Source organism: Pseudomonas sp. BF-B-26, from assembly GCF_019956495.1.
In the GTDB taxonomy this organism is placed as follows: Bacteria; Pseudomonadota; Gammaproteobacteria; order Pseudomonadales; family Pseudomonadaceae; genus Aquipseudomonas.
In genome coordinates, this window is the sequence record NZ_JAHBDP010000069.1 from 245,113 (window position 1) to 265,175 (window position 20,063).

The 20,063-nt window shown below is 57.5% G+C and carries 23 protein-coding genes; 7 read left to right on the plus strand and 16 right to left on the minus strand.

Features of this window, described 5'->3' with window-relative positions:
• Positions 1-13 precede the first annotated feature (13 nt).
• Entirely contained in the window at positions 14-436 is a 423-nt protein-coding gene (locus KGB03_RS13590; RefSeq protein ID WP_218538505.1) for a hypothetical protein, read from the plus strand.
• Between the two features lie 6 nt (positions 437-442).
• Here the strand turns inward: KGB03_RS13590 and KGB03_RS13595 are convergent, their stop codons facing one another.
• On the minus strand, positions 443-676 hold the full coding sequence (locus tag KGB03_RS13595; RefSeq protein WP_111448103.1) for a DUF1161 domain-containing protein: 234 nt from the start codon (positions 674-676) through the stop codon (positions 443-445).
• Positions 677-831: 155 nt separating this feature from the next.
• Complete coding sequence (locus KGB03_RS13600; protein WP_218538506.1) at positions 832-1,263, minus strand: OsmC family protein; 432 nt, start codon at positions 1,261-1,263, stop codon at positions 832-834.
• Positions 1,264-1,503: 240 nt separating this feature from the next.
• Between KGB03_RS13600 and KGB03_RS13605 the strand changes: the two genes are divergently transcribed.
• Positions 1,504-2,505 (plus strand): LLM class flavin-dependent oxidoreductase, encoded by a 1,002-nt coding sequence (locus KGB03_RS13605; RefSeq protein WP_111448102.1) that lies wholly within the window; start codon positions 1,504-1,506, stop codon positions 2,503-2,505.
• A gap of 64 nt (positions 2,506-2,569) precedes the next feature.
• On the opposite strand, the gene KGB03_RS13610 is transcribed toward KGB03_RS13605, so the two are convergent.
• On the minus strand, positions 2,570-2,794 hold the full coding sequence (locus KGB03_RS13610; protein ID WP_218538507.1) for a DUF1161 domain-containing protein: 225 nt from the start codon (positions 2,792-2,794) through the stop codon (positions 2,570-2,572).
• 124 nt (positions 2,795-2,918) lie between these two features.
• Positions 2,919-3,134 (minus strand): dodecin, encoded by a 216-nt coding sequence (locus KGB03_RS13615; protein WP_008027736.1) that lies wholly within the window; start codon positions 3,132-3,134, stop codon positions 2,919-2,921.
• Between the two features lie 154 nt (positions 3,135-3,288).
• Here KGB03_RS13615 and KGB03_RS13620 point away from each other — a divergent pair, with 154 nt between their 5' ends.
• Complete coding sequence (locus tag KGB03_RS13620) at positions 3,289-3,615, plus strand: YqjD family protein (protein ID WP_008152522.1); 327 nt, start codon at positions 3,289-3,291, stop codon at positions 3,613-3,615.
• On the opposite strand, the gene KGB03_RS13625 is transcribed toward KGB03_RS13620, so the two are convergent.
• Positions 3,612-4,505, minus strand: a complete 894-nt coding sequence (locus KGB03_RS13625) for a LysR family transcriptional regulator (RefSeq protein ID WP_111448100.1) — start codon at positions 4,503-4,505, stop codon at positions 3,612-3,614. The two genes, KGB03_RS13620 and KGB03_RS13625, sit on opposite strands and share 4 nt — an antisense overlap.
• A gap of 125 nt (positions 4,506-4,630) precedes the next feature.
• Between KGB03_RS13625 and trpB the strand changes: the two genes are divergently transcribed.
• On the plus strand, positions 4,631-5,866 hold the full coding sequence (trpB, locus tag KGB03_RS13630) for a tryptophan synthase subunit beta (protein WP_111448099.1): 1,236 nt from the start codon (positions 4,631-4,633) through the stop codon (positions 5,864-5,866).
• Positions 5,866-6,678 carry a tryptophan synthase subunit alpha gene (gene trpA, locus KGB03_RS13635; RefSeq protein ID WP_223527261.1) on the plus strand — a complete coding sequence of 271 codons (813 nt, stop codon included), beginning with the start codon at positions 5,866-5,868 and terminating at the stop codon, positions 6,676-6,678. The genes trpB and trpA overlap by 1 nt, the downstream gene beginning before the upstream one ends.
• Positions 6,679-6,812: 134 nt before the next feature.
• Here trpA and KGB03_RS13640 read toward each other — a convergent pair whose 3' ends face one another.
• From KGB03_RS13640 to KGB03_RS13690, 11 genes are all read right to left on the minus strand, one after another.
• Entirely contained in the window at positions 6,813-8,774 is a 1,962-nt protein-coding gene (locus KGB03_RS13640) for a DUF4105 domain-containing protein (protein ID WP_192408644.1), read from the minus strand.
• The gene (locus KGB03_RS13645) at positions 8,771-9,091 is read right to left on the minus strand and encodes a DUF2388 domain-containing protein (protein ID WP_008154459.1); all 321 of its coding nucleotides are present in this window, start codon (positions 9,089-9,091) and stop codon (positions 8,771-8,773) included. Before KGB03_RS13645 ends, KGB03_RS13640 begins: the two co-directional genes overlap by 4 nt.
• A 27-nt stretch (positions 9,092-9,118) precedes the next feature.
• Entirely contained in the window at positions 9,119-9,436 is a 318-nt protein-coding gene (locus tag KGB03_RS13650) for a DUF2388 domain-containing protein (RefSeq protein ID WP_111448096.1), read from the minus strand.
• A 107-nt stretch (positions 9,437-9,543) separates the two neighbouring features.
• Entirely contained in the window at positions 9,544-9,861 is a 318-nt protein-coding gene (locus KGB03_RS13655) for a DUF2388 domain-containing protein (RefSeq protein WP_129439586.1), read from the minus strand.
• A gap of 143 nt (positions 9,862-10,004) precedes the next feature.
• On the minus strand, positions 10,005-10,214 hold the full coding sequence (locus tag KGB03_RS13660) for a DUF1127 domain-containing protein (RefSeq protein WP_218538509.1): 210 nt from the start codon (positions 10,212-10,214) through the stop codon (positions 10,005-10,007).
• A 258-nt stretch (positions 10,215-10,472) separates the two neighbouring features.
• Positions 10,473-10,688, minus strand: a complete 216-nt coding sequence (locus KGB03_RS13665; RefSeq protein ID WP_111448093.1) for a DUF1127 domain-containing protein — start codon at positions 10,686-10,688, stop codon at positions 10,473-10,475.
• Positions 10,689-11,007: 319 nt separating this feature from the next.
• Entirely contained in the window at positions 11,008-12,501 is a 1,494-nt protein-coding gene (locus KGB03_RS13670) for an acetyl-CoA hydrolase/transferase family protein (RefSeq protein WP_074872382.1), read from the minus strand.
• Between the two features lie 180 nt (positions 12,502-12,681).
• Positions 12,682-14,118: an NAD(P)(+) transhydrogenase (Re/Si-specific) subunit beta gene (locus KGB03_RS13675; protein ID WP_074872384.1), complete on the minus strand. Its 1,437-nt coding sequence runs from the start codon at positions 14,116-14,118 to the stop codon at positions 12,682-12,684.
• The gene (locus tag KGB03_RS13680; protein ID WP_003187010.1) at positions 14,118-14,441 is read right to left on the minus strand and encodes an NAD(P) transhydrogenase subunit alpha; all 324 of its coding nucleotides are present in this window, start codon (positions 14,439-14,441) and stop codon (positions 14,118-14,120) included. Before KGB03_RS13680 ends, KGB03_RS13675 begins: the two co-directional genes overlap by 1 nt.
• A 15-nt stretch (positions 14,442-14,456) precedes the next feature.
• The gene (locus KGB03_RS13685) at positions 14,457-15,578 is read right to left on the minus strand and encodes a Re/Si-specific NAD(P)(+) transhydrogenase subunit alpha (protein ID WP_223527262.1); all 1,122 of its coding nucleotides are present in this window, start codon (positions 15,576-15,578) and stop codon (positions 14,457-14,459) included.
• A gap of 435 nt (positions 15,579-16,013) precedes the next feature.
• Entirely contained in the window at positions 16,014-16,913 is a 900-nt protein-coding gene (locus KGB03_RS13690; RefSeq protein ID WP_218538511.1) for a LysR family transcriptional regulator, read from the minus strand.
• A gap of 157 nt (positions 16,914-17,070) precedes the next feature.
• Between KGB03_RS13690 and KGB03_RS13695 the strand changes: the two genes are divergently transcribed.
• The gene (locus KGB03_RS13695; RefSeq protein WP_218538512.1) at positions 17,071-18,252 is read left to right on the plus strand and encodes an acyl-CoA dehydrogenase; all 1,182 of its coding nucleotides are present in this window, start codon (positions 17,071-17,073) and stop codon (positions 18,250-18,252) included.
• Positions 18,253-18,265: 13 nt separating this feature from the next.
• A complete protein-coding gene (locus KGB03_RS13700; RefSeq protein WP_223527263.1) occupies positions 18,266-19,486 on the plus strand; it encodes a CaiB/BaiF CoA transferase family protein in 1,221 nt (406 codons plus the stop codon).
• Positions 19,487-20,063 lie beyond the last annotated feature (577 nt).

Genomic DNA, 20,063 nt, shown 5'->3' on the forward strand with positions numbered 1-20,063 from the left:
TGAGAAAATCATCATGCGCAGGTTCACGCTATTACTTGCTGCAAGCATCGTTGCTGGCTGCCAGAGCCCGTTGCCAGCGGTTAATCCGCAGATGGCCTGGGTCGAGTTTTCTACGCCATTCCCTAACGATAAATTGCTGATGGCCGAACGCCTGGACAATCAGCGGTTGCGCGACGGGCGTTTTTTCCAGGTCACCCCCGGTAGCCATGAGCTGATTGTTCGATTCGATTTTGAAGTGCCCGGTGGTGGGGGGCTGAGCATGATGAACGGCCCCACGGAACGCTTGTGCTACCTGACCATCAACTACGATCATTTCGAAGCCGGCCAACGTTATGTGCTGGTAGGTCAGTCGATAGCGTTTACTCCCGGTGCCCGGCTGTATAACGCCAAGCGGGAGATTGTCGCTGAAGATCGAGAGTCCTATTGCCTCATGTGAGGTGAATCAGCGGTCGTTCTTCTGGTAGATGATTTTCTTCGTGCCGCCTTCGCACGAGCCGACGACCATGTTCTGGTCGTGTACTTCGTCGTTGGTGACGATTTCCAGCGTGTAGGACGAGACGTTATTGGCCTGGATCTTGGCTTCAATCTCGGCCTTGAGTTCTTCACAGGATTTCGTTGCCGCCAGGGCCGATGTGGCCAGCGCGCAACAGATAACCGCCAAGGCAAAACGTTTCATGGTTGAAGCTCCTTTGAGGCAGCGTGCAGAGTAATGTGCGTTAGCTGCTGTCATTTATTCGACCACAATTTCGCTGGCCCTGTTTGTTTCAGGGCAAAAAAGATCGCAGCCCGCTGAGGCTGCGATCTTTTATCGGGGATTGCGATAACCCGCTATCAGCTGACCAATGTTGCATCCAGACTGATTTTCGCATTCAGCACTTTGGAAACCGGGCAGCCTTCTTTGGCTTTATTGCTCAGTTCCTCAAATTGAGCCTGAGTCGCCCCAGGAATCTTCGCTTTGAGGATCAGTTTCACTGCTGTGATCGCGAATCCGCCGTCCACCTGGTCCAGGGTGACTTCGGCATGGGTATCGATGCTGTCAGCCTTGAGGCCGGCATCGCCGAGAATCATCGAAAACGCCATGGAGAAGCAGCCCGCGTGCGCTGCGCCGATCAACTCTTCCGGATTGGTGCCCTTGCCGCCCTCGAAGCGGGCCTTGAAGCCGTAAGGCGCTTCTCTGAGGACACCGGTTTCCGTGGAAATCGAGCCGATGCCGGTTTTCAGATCACCTTCCCAATGAGCCGATGCTTTCTTTGTGATAGCCATGAATGCCTCCTCAAGATCCGGCGCGAAGCGTCGCGCCTTTGTGGTTTTCGGTTGCTAGGGTTCTGAGGATAGACCGCGCCGCAAAGTTCACCTCATCTGATCTTTCTTCAAATCAGGTAGGAATTTTGCCCCTGCTATTGAAACTCGGGTATATGCCCTCATTGCATGAATCACGCTTATAGATTCGGCAGGTTTTCGTTTGTAAGAAAAACCTGCGCCCTCAATTGGAGAAGCAGGCTTATGAAACGACTGTCCGATATCAAGTTCTCGACCCTCGATCTGGTGCCCGTGCGGGAGAACGGCAGCGCGGCCCAGTCGCTGCGCAATTCCCTGGACCTGGCGCAGCATGTCGAAAAATTTGGATACAACCGTTTCTGGGTTGCCGAACACCACAATATGGACGGCATTGCCAGTTCGGCGACTTCGGTACTGCTTGGCTACCTGGCGGGCGGCACCTCGACTATTCGTGTTGGCTCGGGCGGAGTGATGCTGCCAAACCACGCGCCGCTGGTGATCGCCGAGCAGTTCGGCACGCTCGAAAGTCTGTACCCGGGCCGGATCGACCTGGGCCTGGGCCGTGCCCCCGGTTCCGATCAGATGACCGCCCGCGCCTTGCGTCGTGAACGCTCCGGCAGCGCCGACGATTTCCCGGAAGACGTGGCGGAACTGATGCGCTACCTCGGCCCGCGCACCCCGGACCAACGGATCATCGCAATGCCAGGCACCGGCACCAATGTCCCGGTCTGGCTGCTGGGCTCCAGCTTGTTCAGTGCACAACTGGCTGGTGAACGGGGATTGCCCTACGCCTTCGCTTCACATTTCGCACCGCGCTTCATGCATGAGGCCATTCGCGTCTACCGCAATCACTTCAAGCCTTCAGCGGTATTGGATAAGCCCTACGTGATGCTCGGTGTGCCGTTGGTGGCTGCAGACACCGACGAGCAGGCCGATTATCTGGCGACCTCGGTCTATCAGCGCATCCTGGCGTTGATGCGTGGCCAGAGCCTGGTGCAACGTCCGCCGGTAAAAACCATGGACGGCCTGTGGCTGCCTCATGAAAAAGAAGCCGTCGGCGATTTCCTTGGCCTGGCGATGGTTGGCAGTGCGCAGAAAATCCGCGCCAAACTGGAAGTGCTGATCGAGCAGACCCAGGCAGACGAGCTGATTTTTACCTGCGACCTGTACGAACATACCGATCGCGTGCACTCCTATGAGCTGCTGGCCCAGGTCATGAAGGGCTGACGCTCAAACCGCGAACCCAAAAAAGCCGACGTCATTGCGTCGGTTTTTTCATTTTCGAGGGAGGTCAGCCCTTCTTGTAGACGATTTGCTTGGAGCCTTTTTCACAGGTGCCGACGACTTTCCCACCGGCAGCAGTGCCTTTATCAACGATTTCCAGTGAATAATTAGCAATGCCCTTGGCATCAAGTTTCGCTGTGATTTCGGCTTTCAACTCTTCGCACGACTTGCCCTGAGCCAGGGCTGTTCCCGCAAAAATCAACAAACCTACCGCTAACATAAAATGCTTCATCGGGTCGCATTCCCTGGTCGGATCAATAGGGGGCACCCAGCAATCAGCCGGATGTAAATATGTAGCGCTTTGCCATTCCCTATGGCGCTCGGCCAGCGCGCAGGCTCAGAAGATTAGCCCAAACTCAGCTACTGGCAATCCGGAACCCGACTTTGAGCGTCACCTGAAAGTGCGCTGCCTTACCGTCCTTGATGTGCCCGCGGGTTTCGGTCACTTCAAACCATTCCATATATTTGAGGCTTTTGCTGGCCTCGGCCAGTGCATTGTTGATGGCGTCTTCAATGCTGCTGGTGGACGAACCGACGAGTTCGACTTTCTTGTAGGTGTGATGGTCAGTCATGGCGTTCTCCTCAGGGTGTGAAATACAGCCTAGCAGTGATTTTTCGTATTACTTCTGTCACCAATCCGAAGTGGACGTTCAGATTTACTGCACTTTCTCGAACCCCTGAAGTCCCAACCAACACACGCAACTCAATCAATGCAGGAGAGCCACCATGGCCAACACCTCTTTACGTAAAGCCTCATTGCAAAGCATGGAAGCCGAAATCGAGAGTCTGCTGAAGTCTTTGGAAAACCTGAAGGACGACGCCTCGGACGAGTCGCGTAAAACCCTTAAAGCCTTGAAAAGCAACGCCGAGAACGCGCTGAAGCATTCGCGCCATCTGCTCAGCGATGCGTACGAAGAAGTCAAAGTCAAAACCCGTGAAACCGGGATTGCCACCCGGGACTACGCCCAGGAACACCCTTGGACGACAGCGGGTGTGGCTGTCGGTGCATTGGGTCTGCTCGCGGCTTATCTGCTGTTCAAACGCGGTGACTAATCCGTCTGGCGCAGCTCGTTTTTGAGCCACTGCGCCAGTTGCCGAGCGCGCCCGTCCGCGGCGCGCTTGGGTAGCCACAACGCCAGTTGCGCCGGGGTTTCACTGAAGCCCCAAGGCGCAACCAGGCGACCAGCCTTCAAGTCCTCGGCCACCAGCGGCTCGGGCGCAATCGCTACACCCAGGCCGGCCACTGCGGCCTCCAGCAAATAATACAAATGCTCGAAACCCTGTCCGTACTTCAATGCTTTGGTGTCGAGGTTGCTTTGCTGTGCCCAGCTTGGCCAGGCCTGAGGGCGTGAGGTGGTGTGCAGCAATGACTCGCTCAGCAGCGCTGCGGGTGGTGCGTTTTGCAGACGTTCGTAGCCGGCGAATCGTGGGCTCATGACCGGGCCGATCCGTTCGCTCGCCAACTCATAGACTTGCATGTCCGCTGGCCACGGTGGCTCGGCAAACACCAGCAAGGCGTCCAGTCCCGGGCGACGTGGATCGAGATCACCCTCGCCAGCCGACAGGTGCAGGCGCAGGTCCGGCAGGTCGGTATTCAACCGTCCCAACCTGGGAATAAACCAGCGTGCCAACAAGCTGCCTGAGCAACCCAGTACGAACGGTGCATCGGCGGTGCTTTGGGTCAGTTCTGCACAAACAGTCCGTAAACGCTCGAACGCCTCCCCGCTGGCATCGCGCAAACGAATGCCGGCATCTGTGAGTTTAAGGCCGCGTCCGTCCTTGATGAACAGGCTTACGCCCAAGTGTTCTTCAAGCACCTTGAGTTGCCGGCTGACCGCACCATGGGTGACGTGCAGCAGTTCGGCGGCCTTGCTGACGCTGTTCAGGCGGGCAGTCGCTTCGAAGGCCCGAAGGGCGTTCAACGGGGGAAGGTCATGGCTCATGAGATCTGTGAGTTTTCCTGACAGGTTGTGGCGATCTTATCGGTTTTCAGGCTGCGGCGTCAGGGGTAGAGTTAGCCCACTCTCTCTTCAAAAGCCTCATTCCACGCATTCAACTGGAGCGACCCATGACCCAGACTAATCTGCGCAACGGCCCCGACGCCAACGGCCTGTTTGGCGCGTTCGGCGGCCGTTACGTCGCCGAAACCCTGATGCCGTTGATCCTCGATCTGGCCCGTGAATACGAATTGGCCAAGGATGATCCTGCATTCAAAGAAGAATTGGCCTACTTCCAGCGCGACTACGTAGGTCGTCCAAGCCCACTGTATTTTGCCGAACGTCTGACAGAGTTCTGCGGCGGCGCGAAGATTTACCTCAAGCGCGAAGAGCTGAACCACACCGGCGCGCACAAGATCAATAACTGCATCGGCCAGATCCTGCTGGCGCGACGCATGGGCAAGAAACGCATCATCGCCGAGACCGGCGCTGGCATGCACGGCGTGGCGACCGCCACCGTGGCTGCACGTTTCGGCCTTGATTGCGTGATCTACATGGGCACCACTGACATCGAACGTCAGCAGGCCAACGTATTTCGCATGAAGCTGCTGGGCGCCGAAGTGATCCCGGTCGTGGCCGGTACCGGCACCCTGAAAGACGCGATGAACGAAGCCCTGCGTGACTGGGTGACCAACGTTGACAGCACCTTCTACCTGATCGGCACTGTGGCCGGCCCGCACCCTTATCCGGCGATGGTTCGCGACTTCCAGTCCGTTATCGGCAAAGAAACCCGTACTCAATTGCAAGACCAGGAAGGCCGTCTGCCGGACAGCCTGGTGGCGTGCATCGGTGGTGGTTCCAACGCCATGGGCCTGTTTCACCCGTTCCTCGACGACAAGAGTGTCGAGATTATCGGCGTTGAAGCGGCAGGTTACGGCATCGAAACCGGTAAACACGCAGCCAGCCTGAACGGCGGCGTACCGGGCGTACTGCACGGCAACCGTACCTTCCTGCTGCAGGACGACGATGGCCAGATCATCGACGCTCACTCGATCTCTGCCGGCCTCGACTATCCAGGCATCGGCCCGGAACATGCCTGGTTGCATGACATCGGTCGCGTTCAATACACCTCGGTAACCGACGACGAAGCCCTCGACGCATTCCACAAATGCTGCCGCCTGGAAGGGATTATTCCTGCACTGGAAAGCGCTCATGCCCTGGCCGAAGTGTTCAAGCGCGCACCGACTCTGCCAAAAGATCACCTGATGGTGGTCAACCTGTCCGGTCGTGGTGACAAAGACATGCAAACCGTGATGCACCACATGGAACACTCTCAACAAGAGCAATCGAAGCAGGAGAAACACTGATGAGCCGCCTGCAAACGCGTTTTGCCGAACTCAAGGAACAGAATCGTGCCGCCCTGGTGACCTTCGTGACCGCTGGCGATCCGAGCTATGACACCTCGCTGGCGATCCTCAAAGGCTTGCCCGGCGCGGGTGCCGACGTGATCGAGTTGGGCATGCCCTTCACCGATCCAATGGCCGATGGCCCGGCAATCCAGTTGGCCAACATCCGCGCCCTCGGCGCCAAGCAGAACCTGGCGAAAACCCTGCAAATGGTTCGCGAGTTCCGTGAAGGCAATACCGAGACGCCGCTGGTGCTGATGGGTTACTTCAACCCGATTCACATGTATGGCGTGCCGCGTTTCATTGTCGATGCCAAAGAAGCCGGCGTTGACGGCTTGATCGTGGTCGACCTGCCACCCGAGCATAATGGCGAACTGTGCGACCCGGCCCAGGCTGCCGGTCTGGACTTCATCCGTCTGACCACCCCGACGACCGATGATGTGCGCCTGCCGACCGTCCTGAACGGCAGCTCGGGCTTCGTCTATTACGTGTCTGTCGCCGGTGTGACCGGTGCGGGCGCGGCGACGCTGGAACACGTTGAAGAAGCGGTTGCGCGTCTGCGCCGCCACACCGATTTGCCGATCAGCATCGGTTTCGGCATTCGTACACCGGAGCAAGCGGCGTCCATCGCGCGTCTGGCTGATGGCGTGGTGGTGGGGTCGGCGTTGATCGATCACATCGCCAATGCGTCGACGCCGGATCAGGCAGTTGATGGCGTGTTGAGTCTTTGCTCGGCGCTGGCAGACGGCGTGCGTAAAGCCCGCGTCAGCTGAAGGTAAAGTTCCTGATACAGAGGAATTAGAGCCTCGCGGTACAGACTAAACAGCAAGACCGAGGGCTTCAGGACTGCGTTCTGAAGCCCTTTTTGCTGGCTGCGCCAGCTGCTACAAGTCCTGCGGAGTTTCTATCAGGGCAGCTCCAATCCACCCGACGCTTTGTGCAGCTTTCTCAGATGCTCGCCCACCTGTTTCACGTTGGCTTCATTGGCGGCTATCTCCGCCGCACGACTCGGTTCGAGCAGCGCTCTCACCTCTTTGTCCAGATCGCCTGTCAGTGCCTGAAGCTGTTTCTGCCGCAGGCTGCTTTCCGATTCCAGGCGCTGCCACTCACTCGGCTGCGGCAATCCATAACCACCGGTGCCGAGCAGCTCCGCCGGACGGCTAAGGAAGCCGCTGTTGGCAAGAATTTGCTGCAAAGTTGCGTTGGCCTTGTCCATGCTGCCGTTCTTCAATTCCCGGGCGCCCAGATAGCGCTGCTTTACTTCGTCCTGGGCCAGCACCAATTGTTGGCGGAAGGCTGCCTGCTCCAATAACAGCAAGGCCGCGCTGGTGCGCAAATCGGCTTGGTCGATCCATTGCCGACGCTCTTCAGCTTTCAATGCGAGCCAGTCTTCGACCTTTTCCTGCTTGATCGGCAAGTGCTTCTTCAGCACTTCGAACATCGCTTGATAACGATCGCGGAAGGAGTCGAATCGATAGCCCAGGCGCAGCGCTTCGCGGGGATCATCCAGCACGCTGGTGTCCGCCAGTCCGCGGCCCTTGAGCACTTCCAGCAAACCGTTGGGCATGATGCTGTCCAACCCGACCAGTTTTGTATTGTTGGTGCTGCTACGCAGTAACTTCAGGCCCTCTACAGCGCAGTTATTGGACAGGAAGAAGTAGTTGCCGTCGTAACTCCAGTGCATTTCGGCGGCGTGTTCCACCACGTCTTCGATCTCGCTGCGCGACAGGTTCAGCGGCACCGAGGCCAGGCTGCGCAGTTCGGTCTTGGTGTATTCGTCGATCACCTGGGCCAGCGGCAGGACAAACAGGCGTGATGGATATTTGCCCACCAATCCGTCCCAGCTCGACAGCTGCACGTCACCGACGAAGGCACGGTAGGACAACACCAGGTGCTGATCCAGATCCAGTCGACAATCCGGCCCGCGGGGGCGGCCGGGTGCGCAGATCACCAACCGCAACATGCTGTGACCCCAGCGGCTGACCCAGTTCTGGTTGGCTTCTGCCAGCAGATAGTCGACGGCGTAGACCCGTTCCGGATCGACCTGGCCCAGTGGTGTTTTGGCGAAATCATTGCCAGCATTGAGGAAGGAGAAGGTTTTGCCGCAGGTGTCTTTAGCGGCGGGCGCCCAGCCGAAATGTTCTTTGTAGTAGCGGTACAACGCAGGACGGCGACAGGCATAGGAGGGGTCGAGAAGGAAATATTCCATGTTGACCGCGACGAATTCTTTGGGGCTGCTCGTCTCGTAGATATCCGGGCTGCGGGCAATTTGCCGGTTGTACTGTTCGCGTTCGCCACGACGGCCGACATACTGTGGCCAGCCGGCGAGGTCGAGCAGGTGCGGGTCGTCGCTGAGCGTAAAGCGTCGGTCGGACTGGCCGCGGCATTGATCCGGGATACCAACCAGCCCCGAGCTGCTGTTGCGCCGGGTGCAGCGTTGAATCAGCCTGCGCTCCGCGTCTGGCCAGAGGCGCGAGCGGTCATAAATGTGGGTGAGTTCGTGCAACACCGTGGCAAGCATTTCGCGGCGCACGGTGCCATGGGGACGATAAGTCTTTTTGGTCGCGGCGCTGCCGTCAGTGAGGCTGGCAAGCAGGTTGCGGTTCAGGTCGAGCTCGGACACCAGCGACGCCTGGCCGTAAGCATTGCTCGGCATGTCATCGGTCCAGCCGACGTCGATGCGTCGGTCGAGTTGCTCGATGAACCGCGGTGGCAGCGCCTGCATGGCTTCATCGAGCAGCGCCTGACTGGCCTGCTGTTGAGCGGGGCTGAGGCCTTCGGTTTTAAGCCTTAATTGCAAGTCAGCCTGGGCCGTGTTGCCGAGCAGCAACATGACCCCGGCCAACAGCCAGGCGCCTGGCGACCTCACAGTGCGAGGATGGCTTCGGCGAGAACCTGATCACTGGCGTCGCGGGCTTCCGGTACGCGGGTGCGCAACGTGTTGAAGGCCGCTTCCAGGTGCGCGCCACGAATATCGCCATCGCTGGCGACGAAACTGGCTGCATCGTCATGAGCTTCACGGACGATCTTCGAGTCACGAATGGACGTCGTGGTATCGGAAGTGAAATCAAGGGTGCGCCGGGTGGCGTTGATGAGAATGTTACTGGTGGCTACCAGGGTTTGCGCCTGGGCCACATCGGCCAGCAACAACAGGCCTAGGGTGGCAGCAATCAGTGGGCTACGCATGGAACGACTCCGCAAGAACAAGGATAACTATTGGACGAGAATTGCCTGCGCCAGTTCAAGGTCGCTTGCATGAAGTTTTGGCTGGGTGCGGCGCAGATAATTCAGGGCGGACTCCAATTGTGCTCCTCGCAGTTGGCCGTCACTGGCGATGAACGCCGCAGCGTCATCATGTGCCGCGACTAGCAGCTTACGGTCGAAGGGGGCGGAGGTCACCATGCTTGTGGCGTAGCCGGTAGCCACGATGCCTTGTGTAGACAGATTGAAGGCGTCATAGGCATGGACCGAGCCCACCCAGCAGGCTGCCACGAAAAGCGGAGAGATCAGCAGACTTGAAAGAAAACGCATGAGACTCGATAGCTGAAGGCAAGTCGCAAGGCTAGCGCAACGCCCGGTCTAGAGCCAGCGCCGAAACATTGGGACACGACGGGCGTGTCCCACGTCAGTGATGACGCTTAGATAGTCAGTATGGCTTGCGCCAGTTGTGCGTCAGTCGCGTTCAGCTGAGGTGCCTGGTGACGAATATGGTCGAGTGCGCTTTCCAGTTTCACGCCGCGAATCGCGCCTTCACTGGCCACAAAGCTGGCGGCGTCGTCACGGGCGGCGCGTACGATTTTGTCATCACGAAAGGACGAAGTGACATCGGAGGTCGCATCGGACGTGGCCTTGAGCGCGTTGACGACGGTATCGGTGGTTACGATAAAGCTGGTGGCGTGGGAATTGGCGGCCACGGCAAGCAGGGCTGCAGCGCTGAGCAGACGAAGACGGGACATGGTGAAACTCCTTTGGAAACCGATTGAGAGGTGGCGCAGTGTCTGTTGAGTCAGACGCCTATCATGCAGCGTTCGCCACGTTTCATCTGGATATTAGGCCTATGAGTATCGGTTCGCACAGTCCCGTCTGTTCAAGCAGGAAGTTAACGCCAGAATGGTTTGTCCAATTCGTTGAGGCGATCCGCGTGGCTGATGTTCAGGTCCGAGAGTTGCCGGTCATCAAGTTGGCCCAGTAAACGCCGGGTTCGGGCCCTTTCCAGGTTGTTGGCAACACCCCTCAGCCATCTACGAAACCAAAGGAAACGAGGTGTTGATTGAGGCGTGGAAACGGAAACATCCAGTAAATGATTCATGGCGCGGTCCTTTTGCTGGCAGTTCGGGATTTCATGGTGATCCCGTCCGCTCTGCCGCAACAGACACACTGCATTGAAATTGTACTGGCTCAGTTTTGTAAATATTAAAACTGTACCTGTTGCGCGGAGTCTCTACTGTATGACCCATGTTGAGGGTCCAAAACGACAAAGCCCGTCGTGGTTTCCCACGACGGGCTTTGTTTTTTCAATTTGGAGTGCTGGCGGTGGACCCGGTGGGTCAGAGCCAGCGACGCTAACTTAGCGCCAGAACGGCTTGCTCAGCTCTTCGTAGCGTTGTGCTTCGCTAATCCCTGCGTCAGCCAGCAGACGCGAATCCAGACGAGCCAGTTGATGGCGGCTGGAGATGCGGCGCTGCCACAGCATCAGGTTGGCGAGAACGCGAAAAGGCGTGGAAGCCTGGGTTTTTACAGCGTTGTCTTCGAAAAACAGCTCGGAACTGAGTGTACGTTCCATGGTTGACATCCTTCCGCTTATGGCGGGATTAGGTAGTGGTTTAACTGATGCCAATGATCCTCTCGTTTGGCCAGTCTCTCTAGATACAGTTCACCTGTATTGTGAGGTACCAGTTAACTGTTAATGGGTGGTGTACTGGTCTAAATTGAGGCAACTGTACTTCTCTGCACTAATATCGTGCGTTTTTGCTTGATTGACTCGGAAAGGTAGGCAATTACGGTAGGAAAAGACCGGTACAGCAGTACAGTTTTATTCGGGATTTGATCTGGCAACAGCAAGCTGACGAAACTGTGTTTGCGTCAGCTGCCATCTGTACCAATTACACCGCGAGCATTCGCCCGGTTTCTTCCAGGTTGATGTGCCAGCTCAGGGCATCGCGCAGGATATGCGGCGTGTGACCGCCGAGAGCACAGGCGGCTGTGAAGTAGTCATCCAGGGCTTGGCGATAGTCCGGGTGCACGCAGTTATCGATGATGACCCGAGCACGCTCTCGCGGCGCCAGGCCCCGCAAGTCCGCCAGACCGATCTCGGTGACAAGGATGTCGACGTCATGCTCAGTGTGATCAACGTGGCTGACCATCGGCACCACACTGGAAATCGCACCGCCCTTGGCGATCGACTTGGTCACGAAGATCGCCAAATGCGCGTTGCGCGCAAAGTCGCCCGAGCCGCCGATGCCGTTCATCATCCGTGTGCCGCAGATGTGGGTGGAGTTGACGTTGCCGTACAAGTCGAACTCAAGCGCCGTGTTGATGCCGATGATGCCGAGCCGGCGCACCACTTCCGGGTGGTTGGAAATTTCTTGTGGGCGCAGGACCAGTTTGTCCTTGTAGCGCTCAAGGTTGCCGAAAACATCGGTATTGCGACGGCTCGACAAGGTGATTGAACTGCCGGAAGCAAAGCTCAGCTTGCCGGCGTCGATCAGGTCGAAGGTCGAGTCCTGAAGCACTTCGGAGTACATCGTCAGGTCTTCGAACGGCGAGTCGATCAGACCGCACATCACCGAGTTGGCGATGTTGCCGATCCCGGCCTGCAGCGGGCCGAGCTTGTTGGTCATGCGCCCCGCAGCCACTTCCTGCTTGAAGAAGTCGATCAGGTGGTCGGCAATGGCCTGGGTATCAACGTCCGGCGGCAGCACGGTGGACGGCGAGTCAGACTGATTGGTGATCACGATAGCGACGATCTTTTCCGGCGGAATCGGTATGGCAGTGCTGCCAATGCGATCGTCGACCTTTACCAGCGGAATCGGTGTGCGGGTCGGCCGATAGGTCGGGATATAGATGTCGTGCAGACCTTCGAGATTCGGGTTGTGCGCCAGGTTGATCTCGACGATCACCTGCTTGGCGAAAATCGCGAAGCTGGCCGAGTTACCCACCGACGTGGTCGGCACGATATGGCCCTGCTCGGTGATCGCCACGGCTTCAATCACCGCGATGTCCGGCAGCTTGAGTTGCTGATTGCGCAGCGACTCCACGGTTTCCGACAGATGCTGGTCAATGAACATCACTTCGCCGGCATTAATAGCCTTGCGCAGGGTGCTGTCGACCTGGAAGGGCATGCGTCGTGACAATACGCCAGCTTCGGTGAGCTGTTTATCAAGGTCGTTGCCCAGGCTCGCGCCGGTCATCAGGGTGATTTTCAGCGGGGTGATTTTGGCGCGCTCGGCCAATGCATGGGGCACGGCTTTGGCTTCGCCGGCGCGAGTGAAACCACTCATGCCGACGGTCATGCCGTCCTCAATCAGAGCGGCGGCGTCAGCAGCGCTCATCACTTTATCCAACAACGAAGGCAAGCGAATACGGTCACGGTACATGGATTGTTATCTCGGGCAACGAAAGCAAGGAGTGCAGTCTAGTGATTTCAAAAAAAATCCTCCCGCTACCATGGTCGAATGCAGAGCCCTGATTTAGAGCCTTTGGTCGGTTTCTAGCGGGCAATAAAAAACCCCAGCCTACTAAAGGCTGAGGTTTTGGGTATTGCGCTGGAGCAGGTTTTACTCGACAGCTTTGACCATGTCTTCGATGACTTTCTTGGCGTCGCCGAAGACCATCATGGTTTTGTCGAGGTAGAACAGTTCGTTGTCCAGACCGGCATAGCCGCTGGCCATCGAGCGCTTGTTGACGATGATGGTCTTGGCCTTGAACGCTTCGAGAATCGGCATACCGGCAATTGGCGATTTCGGATCGTTCTTGGCAGCCGGGTTGACCACGTCGTTGGCGCCCAGTACCAGCACCACGTCGGCCTGGCCAAACTCGGAGTTGATGTCTTCCATTTCGAACACCTGGTCGTAAGGCACTTCGGCCTCGGCCAGCAATACGTTCATGTGGCCAGGCATACGACCGGCGACCGGGTGGATCGCATACTTCACGGTCACGCCGCGATGGGTCAGCTTCTCGGTCAGCTCTTTCAGCGCGTGCTGCGCCCGTGCTACCGCCAGGCCGTAGCCCGGAACGATGATCACGGTGTCGGCGTTGGTCAACAGGAAGGTTGCATCGTCAGCCGAACCGGATTTCACCGGGCGGGCTTCTTTCGAGCCAGCAGGGCCGGCGGCGTCCGCGGTGTTGCCGAAACCACCGAGCAGCACGTTGAAGAACGAGCGGTTCATCGCTTTGCACATGATGTACGAGAGAATCGCACCGGACGAACCTACCAGCGAGCCGGCGATGATCAGCATCGAGTTGTTCAGCGAGAAGCCGATGCCTGCTGCTGCCCAGCCGGAGTAACTGTTGAGCATCGACACAACCACCGGCATATCCGCGCCGCCGATCGGGATGATGATCAGCACGCCCAGCACGAAGGCCAAGGCCAGCATCAGCGCGAAGGCGTTCAGGTTACCGGTCAGCATGAAAGTCACGCCGAGGCCCAGTGTCGCCAGGCCCAGCAGCAGGTTCAGCTTGTGCTGACCGCCGAACTGTACGGGGGCGCCCTGGAACAGGCGGAACTTGTACTTGCCCGACAGCTTGCCGAAGGCGATCACCGAACCGGAGAAGGTGATTGCACCGATGGCCGCACCGAGGAACAACTCCAGACGGTTACCGGCAGGAATCGCATCGCCCAGTTGCTTGACGATGCCCAGCGATTGCGGCTCAACAACCGCTGCAATGGCAATGAACACCGCGGCCATACCGATCATGCTGTGCATGAAGGCGACCAGTTCCGGCATTTTGGTCATTTCAACGCGCTTGGCCATGATCGACCCGGCGGTACCGCCGACCAACAGGCCTACGATGACGTAGCCGATGCCGGCAGTGGCCAACTCGGCGCCCAGCTTATAGACGAGGCCCACTGTGGTGAGAATCGCCAAAGCCATGCCGAGCATGCCGTACACATTGCCGCGCCGCGAGGTGGTCGGGTGCGACAGGCCTTTCAGGGCCTGGATGAAGCAGATCGACGCGATCAAGTAGAGCGTCGTTACGAGATTCATGCTCATTACTTAGGCGCCTCTTCTTTTACTGCTTTCGGGGCTTTTTTCTTGAACATCTCAAGCATCCTGCGGGTAACCAGGAAGCCGCCAAATACGTTCACCGCTGCCAGGGCTACCGCCAGGGTGCCCATGGTCTTGCCCAGTGGCGTTACGGTCAAAGCCGCGGCCAGCATGGCGCCGACGATCACGATCGCCGAGATTGCGTTGGTTACCGCCATCAAAGGCGTGTGCAGTGCGGGCGTAACGTTCCAGACCACGTGATAACCGACATAAATCGCCAGCACGAAGATGATCAGGTTGTAGATACCGGGGGAGATAAGCTCTTCCATCGTCTGAATCCCTGCTTAGGCGTTTTTGCGGATGACTTGGCCGTCGCGGCACATCAGGCACGCGGCGACGATGTCGTCTTCGAGGTTGATCTCGAACTGGCCTTCTTTGTTGAAGACCAGCTTCAGGAAGTCCAGCAGGTTGCGTGCGTACAGTGCCGAAGCGTCTGCCGCGACTGCGCCGGCCAGGTTGGTCGGGCCGCAAATGATCACGCCATTCTCGACCACAACCTGGTCAGGCACGGTCAGCGGGCAGTTGCCGCCCTGGGCTGCCGCGAGGTCGATGACCACCGAGCCCGGCTTCATCTGCGCCACGGTTTCCGCGCTGAGCAGCGTCGGTGCCTTGCGGCCCGGGATCAGTGCTGTGGTAATGACAATGTCAGCCTGTTTGGCGCGCTCGTGCACGGCCAGGGCCTGACGTTGCATCCAGCTGGCGGGCATTGGTCGTGCGTAACCGCCGACACCAACGGCGCATTCGCGCTCTTCATCGGTCTCGTAAGGCACGTCGACGAACTTGGCGCCGAGGGATTCGATCTGCTCTTTTACCGCAGGACGTACGTCAGACGCTTCGATCACTGCACCCAGACGTTTCGCCGTAGCGATCGCCTGCAAACCGGCCACGCCAGCCCCGAGAATCAGCACGCGCGCCGCTTTCACGGTACCCGCAGCGGTCATCAGCATCGGCATGAAGCGAGGATAGTGGTGAGCGGCCAGCAACACGGCTTTATAGCCGGCGATGTTGGCTTGGGAGGACAGCACATCCAGGCTCTGAGCGCGGGAGGTACGCGGCGCGGCTTCCAGCGCAAACGCGGTAATGCCGCACTCAGCCAGCTTGGCAATGGTTTCATTGCTGAACGGGTTGAGCATGCCCACCACAACGGTGCCGCTCTTTATGAGCGTCAGCTCGCTGTCGCTAGGGGCTACCACCTTGAGAATCAGCTCGGCACCAAACGCATCGTTGGCGCTGCCAATAATTGCGCCTGCCGCTTCATAGGCACTGTCGACAACGCTGGCGTTAATGCCGGCGCCGCTTTGCACAGTGACCTTATGACCCTGGGCGATCAGCTTCTTGATGGTTTCCGGGGTTGCAGCAACCCGTGTTTCACCCGTCTGGGTTTCGAGAGGAACACCAATGTGCACGTCAAATCTCCTGCGTGATCTTATTGAGTAAACCCAGGCACTTCGGATGGTGCGGCTGGGGCGGCCGATCAGCACGATCCCGCCAAATCAGGGCGGGGCGCGGCATTTTGCAGGCGAACTTAGTGCCCTTCAAGGGTTTATGAGGGGTGACGGAAAATTAACTACAAGTCACCCCGTGACCGAATGTCGCAACTAACCGGTTCAATCCCTTGCAGGCCGTGCCTTGTAAGGATTTTTATAAAAATTGGAGAATTTACGTATCGGTCAGGTGAATGAGTCGTTATTGCTCCGCAATAGAGGCTCAAGGCCACGTTTTCAGGCGCTTGTGGGACGTTTGTACTGCTTGTCGGTACAGTTATCAAATATGCGACAAATACTTATATCTGTAGTGTTTTGGTTTTGTTGACTACGCAGTCAGATTATTGCGAGAAGCCTTTATCCTTCTAGGCTGTAGCTCTGTGCCTGATTGACCAACCAATCGCGAAATGCCCTTAAAGAGGCTGATTCGACCTTTCTCTCGGGAATCATCAAGTAATACGCCTTGATACTTGATAGCGCCTGGGTGTTGGCAATGACCAGGCGCTTCTCGGCCAATTCGCGTTGAATCAGGAACGGCGGAATCAGCGCTATCCCCATGTCGTGCATGGCGGCTTGAGCAAGCATGGAGAATAGCTCGTAGCGCGGCCCTGTCATGTCTCTCGGGATATTTAGGTTTTGAGAGTTGAACCACTGGCGCCAGGCATAAGGGCGGGTGGTCTGCTGCAGCAGGGGCAATTCGGCGATGTCGCCGGGAGACAGGGTTGCCTTTTTCCCCATGAGATTGGGGCTGCACACCGGCATCGGATTTTCGCCCATCAGCCTGTGGGATTCGGTACCCGACCAGTCCGCGTCGCCAAAATAGATCGCGGCGTCGAAGTCGGTATCGGCAAACAGGAAGGGGCGGGTTCGGTTGGTGAGGTTGACCGTCACTTCCGGGTGTTTTTGCTGGAAATCCTTGAGTCTTGGCAGCAGCCATTGAGTGCCGAAGGTTGGAACCACTGCCAACTCAATCACGTTGGCACCTTGCTGGCCCATCACTGACAAGGTGTCCCGTTCAACGGCATCGAGTTGGGTGGCCACCCGGCGGCTGTAGGAAAGACCGGCCTCCGTCAGCTTGACCCCACGTCGCGAGCGTCGGAACAGTTCTACGCTGAGGAACTCCTCAAGGCTGGCGATCTGTCGGCAAATGGCGCCTTGAGTGAGCGAAAGCTCCTGAGCGGCCTTGGTAAAACTTTCGTGGCGAGCGGCCGCTTCAAAGCTGATCAGGGCCGTTGTGCTGGGGATTTTCCTGCGCATGTACGTCAACCTCACTAATACATCGCATAAAAGCTATTTTGCGATGTTTCGGAGTGAGAAATTAGCACAACAGTATGCAAAATCCTCGTTTGCCGTAACACCGAACCCGGCCTAGGATCAGCCCACGTTATTTGACCCGATTCGAGAGGACACACTCATGGGCGGTAAAGCTAGCTTCAACTGGATCGATCCCCTGCTGCTGGATCAACAGCTCACCGAAGAAGAACGCATGATTCGCGACACCGCTGAGCAATTCGCTCAGCAGAAGCTCGCGCCGCGTGTTCTCGAAGCTTTCCGCCATGAAAAGACCGACCCGGCAATCTTCCGCGAGATGGGTGAAGTGGGTCTGTTGGGCGCGACTATCCCTGAGCAGTATGGTGGCAGTGGCTTGAATTACGTCAGCTACGGCCTGATCGCCCGTGAAGTCGAACGCGTCGACTCCGGCTACCGCTCGATGATGAGCGTGCAGTCCTCGCTGGTCATGGTGCCGATCAATGAATTCGGTACCGAAGCCCAGAAGCAAAAGTACCTGCCGAAACTGGCCTCGGGTGAATGGATCGGTTGCTTTGGTCTGACCGAACCTGACCACGGCTCCGACCCAGGCGCGATGATTACTCGTGCACGCAAAGTGGACGGCGGCTACAGCCTGACCGGCAGCAAGATGTGGATCACCAACAGCCCGATCGCCGATGTGTTCGTCGTATGGGGCAAGGACGATGCTGGTGACATCCGTGGCTTCGTTCTGGAAAAGGGCTGGAAAGGCCTGAGCGCCCCGGCGATTCACGGCAAGGTCGGCTTGCGTGCATCCATCACCGGCGAGATCGTCATGGATAACGTGTTTGTCCCTGAAGAAAACATTTTCCCGGATGTGCGCGGTCTGAAAGGTCCGTTCACCTGCCTTAACTCCGCACGCTATGGCATCTCCTGGGGTGCGCTGGGTGCTGCCGAGTTCTGCTGGCATACCGCTCGCCAGTACACTCTGGATCGCAAGCAGTTCGGTCGCCCATTGGCCGCCACTCAGCTGATCCAGAAGAAGCTGGCCGACATGCAGACCGAGATCACCATGGCGCTGCAAGGCTGCCTGCGTCTGGGTCGTATGAAGGACGAGGGTACTGCGGCGGTCGAGATCACTTCGATGATGAAGCGCAACTCTTGCGGCAAGTCCCTGGACATTGCTCGCATGGCGCGCGACATGCTGGGTGGTAACGGTATTTCCGATGAGTTCGGTGTTGCTCGCCACTTGGTCAACCTGGAAGTGGTGAATACCTATGAAGGTACACACGACGTCCATGCGCTGATCCTTGGTCGTGCGCAGACTGGCATCCAGGCGTTCTATTAATAGGAGAACGGCCATGGGCGCGCTTTCGCATCTACGGGTACTGGATTTATCGCGGGTTCTGGCCGGGCCTTGGGCCGGACAGATCCTTGCTGACCTTGGCGCCGAAGTGATCAAGGTCGAGCGCCCGGGTAATGGCGATGACACGCGCGCCTGGGGGCCTCCCTTCCTTAAAGACGCTTATGGCGAGAACACTAGCGAGGCCGCCTATTACTTGTCGGCCAATCGCAACAAGCAATCGGTCACCATCGACTTCACCCGGCCTGAAGGGCAGAAGCTGGTGCGCGATCTGGCGGTGAAGTCGGACATCCTGATCGAGAACTTCAAGGTCGGTGGGCTGGCGGCATATGGTTTGGACTATGAGTCTCTGAAGGCGATCAATCCGAATCTGATCTATTGCTCGATTACCGGGTTTGGCCAGACAGGCCCTTACGCCAAGCGCGCGGGTTATGACTTCATGATCCAGGGATTGGGCGGCCTAATGAGTCTGACGGGGCGACCCGAAGGGGATGAAGGTGCCGGGCCGGTAAAGGTCGGCGTGGCGCTGGCGGACATTTTGACCGGCCTCTATTCGACTGTGGCGATCCTTGCAGCGCTTGCGCATCGGGATCATGACGGTGGCGGTCAGCATATTGATATGGCGCTACTGGATGTTCAGGTGGCATGTCTGGCTAACCAGGCAATGAATTACCTGACGACGGGCAATGCTCCGAAGCGCCTGGGTAATGCTCATCCGAATATCGTGCCTTATCAGGACTTTCCTACGGCGGATGGAGACTTCATCCTCACCGTGGGCAATGACGGGCAGTTTCGCAAGTTTGCTGAAGTGGCTGGTCAGCCGCAGTGGGCAGATGATCCACGCTTTGCGACCAACAAGTTGCGGGTGGCGAATCGTGCGGTGTTGATTCCGCTTATTCGCCAGGCGACTGTGTTCAAGACGACTGCTGAGTGGGTGCTGCAGTTGGAGCAAGCAGGTGTGCCGTGCGGGCCGATCAATGATCTGGCTCAGATGTTTGCGGATCCTCAGGTTAAGGCGCGCGGGTTGGCGATCGAGCTGCCCCATGCGCTGGCCGGGATGGTGCCGCAAGTGGCTAGTCCGATTCGCCTGTCCGAAACGCCTGTGGAGTATCGCAACGCACCTCCTCTATTAGGGGAGCATACGCTGGAGGTTTTGCAGCGGGTGTTGGGTCTGGATGCCGGCGTTGTGGCTGCATTCAAAGAGGCCGGGGTGCTCTGAGGTTTTCTTCTATATAGGTGGAGTGGTTTTACTCTCCTATATAGAGAAGAAACGGGCTGTTTTCCGGCGTTCTGCAAGTGTTTGATAGAAATGCTTAATTAACGGTTGACGGCAGATTCTGGAAGTCTATAATTCGCCCCACTTCCGGCGCAGTCGAAACGGAAAACTCCTTGGTAAACAATGAGTTACGCAGTTTTCGACAGCGAGTTGCTTCAGGTCATCGAAGCCCAGAAGGAGTTGATCAGGCAGTCTGTTTTTGCCTAATTGACGATTCGATCTTCTCGGTCGAAAGCGGTGTAAAAGAGGTGTTGACAGCAGCGAGTAACGCTGTAGAATTCGCCTCCCGCTAACGAGAGATCGCAAGCGCAAGTGGTTGAAGTTGCAAAGGAAACTTTGAAAACTTCGAAAAATAACCGCTTGACAGTAACAGAGGCTGCTGTAGAATGCGCGCCTCGGTTGAGACGAAAGATCTTAACCAACCGCTCTTTAACAACTGAATCAAGCAATTCGTGTGGGTGCTTGTGGAGTCAGACTGATAGTCAACAAGATTATCAGCATCACAAGTTACTCCGCGAGA

Excerpts from the sequence above, each read along its gene's own strand:
- KGB03_RS13590 (WP_218538505.1), top strand. The coding sequence starts at position 14 with ATGCGCAGGTTCACGCTATTACTTGCTGCAAGCATCGTTGCTGGCTGC.
- KGB03_RS13595 (WP_111448103.1), bottom strand. The coding sequence starts at position 676 with ATGAAACGTTTTGCCTTGGCGGTTATCTGTTGCGCGCTGGCCACATCG.
- KGB03_RS13600 (WP_218538506.1), bottom strand. The coding sequence starts at position 1,263 with ATGGCTATCACAAAGAAAGCATCGGCTCATTGGGAAGGTGATCTGAAA.
- KGB03_RS13605 (WP_111448102.1), top strand. The coding sequence starts at position 1,504 with ATGAAACGACTGTCCGATATCAAGTTCTCGACCCTCGATCTGGTGCCC.
- KGB03_RS13610 (WP_218538507.1), bottom strand. The coding sequence starts at position 2,794 with ATGAAGCATTTTATGTTAGCGGTAGGTTTGTTGATTTTTGCGGGAACA.
- KGB03_RS13615 (WP_008027736.1), bottom strand. The coding sequence starts at position 3,134 with ATGACTGACCATCACACCTACAAGAAAGTCGAACTCGTCGGTTCGTCC.
- KGB03_RS13620 (WP_008152522.1), top strand. The coding sequence starts at position 3,289 with ATGGCCAACACCTCTTTACGTAAAGCCTCATTGCAAAGCATGGAAGCC.
- KGB03_RS13625 (WP_111448100.1), bottom strand. The coding sequence starts at position 4,505 with ATGAGCCATGACCTTCCCCCGTTGAACGCCCTTCGGGCCTTCGAAGCG.
- trpB (WP_111448099.1), top strand. The coding sequence starts at position 4,631 with ATGACCCAGACTAATCTGCGCAACGGCCCCGACGCCAACGGCCTGTTT.
- trpA (WP_223527261.1), top strand. The coding sequence starts at position 5,866 with ATGAGCCGCCTGCAAACGCGTTTTGCCGAACTCAAGGAACAGAATCGT.
- KGB03_RS13645 (WP_008154459.1), bottom strand. The coding sequence starts at position 9,091 with ATGCGTAGCCCACTGATTGCTGCCACCCTAGGCCTGTTGTTGCTGGCC.
- KGB03_RS13650 (WP_111448096.1), bottom strand. The coding sequence starts at position 9,436 with ATGCGTTTTCTTTCAAGTCTGCTGATCTCTCCGCTTTTCGTGGCAGCC.
- KGB03_RS13655 (WP_129439586.1), bottom strand. The coding sequence starts at position 9,861 with ATGTCCCGTCTTCGTCTGCTCAGCGCTGCAGCCCTGCTTGCCGTGGCC.
- KGB03_RS13660 (WP_218538509.1), bottom strand. The coding sequence starts at position 10,214 with ATGAATCATTTACTGGATGTTTCCGTTTCCACGCCTCAATCAACACCT.
- KGB03_RS13665 (WP_111448093.1), bottom strand. The coding sequence starts at position 10,688 with ATGGAACGTACACTCAGTTCCGAGCTGTTTTTCGAAGACAACGCTGTA.
- KGB03_RS13670 (WP_074872382.1), bottom strand. The coding sequence starts at position 12,501 with ATGTACCGTGACCGTATTCGCTTGCCTTCGTTGTTGGATAAAGTGATG.
- KGB03_RS13675 (WP_074872384.1), bottom strand. The coding sequence starts at position 14,118 with ATGAGCATGAATCTCGTAACGACGCTCTACTTGATCGCGTCGATCTGC.
- KGB03_RS13680 (WP_003187010.1), bottom strand. The coding sequence starts at position 14,441 with ATGGAAGAGCTTATCTCCCCCGGTATCTACAACCTGATCATCTTCGTG.
- KGB03_RS13690 (WP_218538511.1), bottom strand. The coding sequence starts at position 16,913 with ATGCGCAGGAAAATCCCCAGCACAACGGCCCTGATCAGCTTTGAAGCG.
- KGB03_RS13695 (WP_218538512.1), top strand. The coding sequence starts at position 17,071 with ATGGGCGGTAAAGCTAGCTTCAACTGGATCGATCCCCTGCTGCTGGAT.
- KGB03_RS13700 (WP_223527263.1), top strand. The coding sequence starts at position 18,266 with ATGGGCGCGCTTTCGCATCTACGGGTACTGGATTTATCGCGGGTTCTG.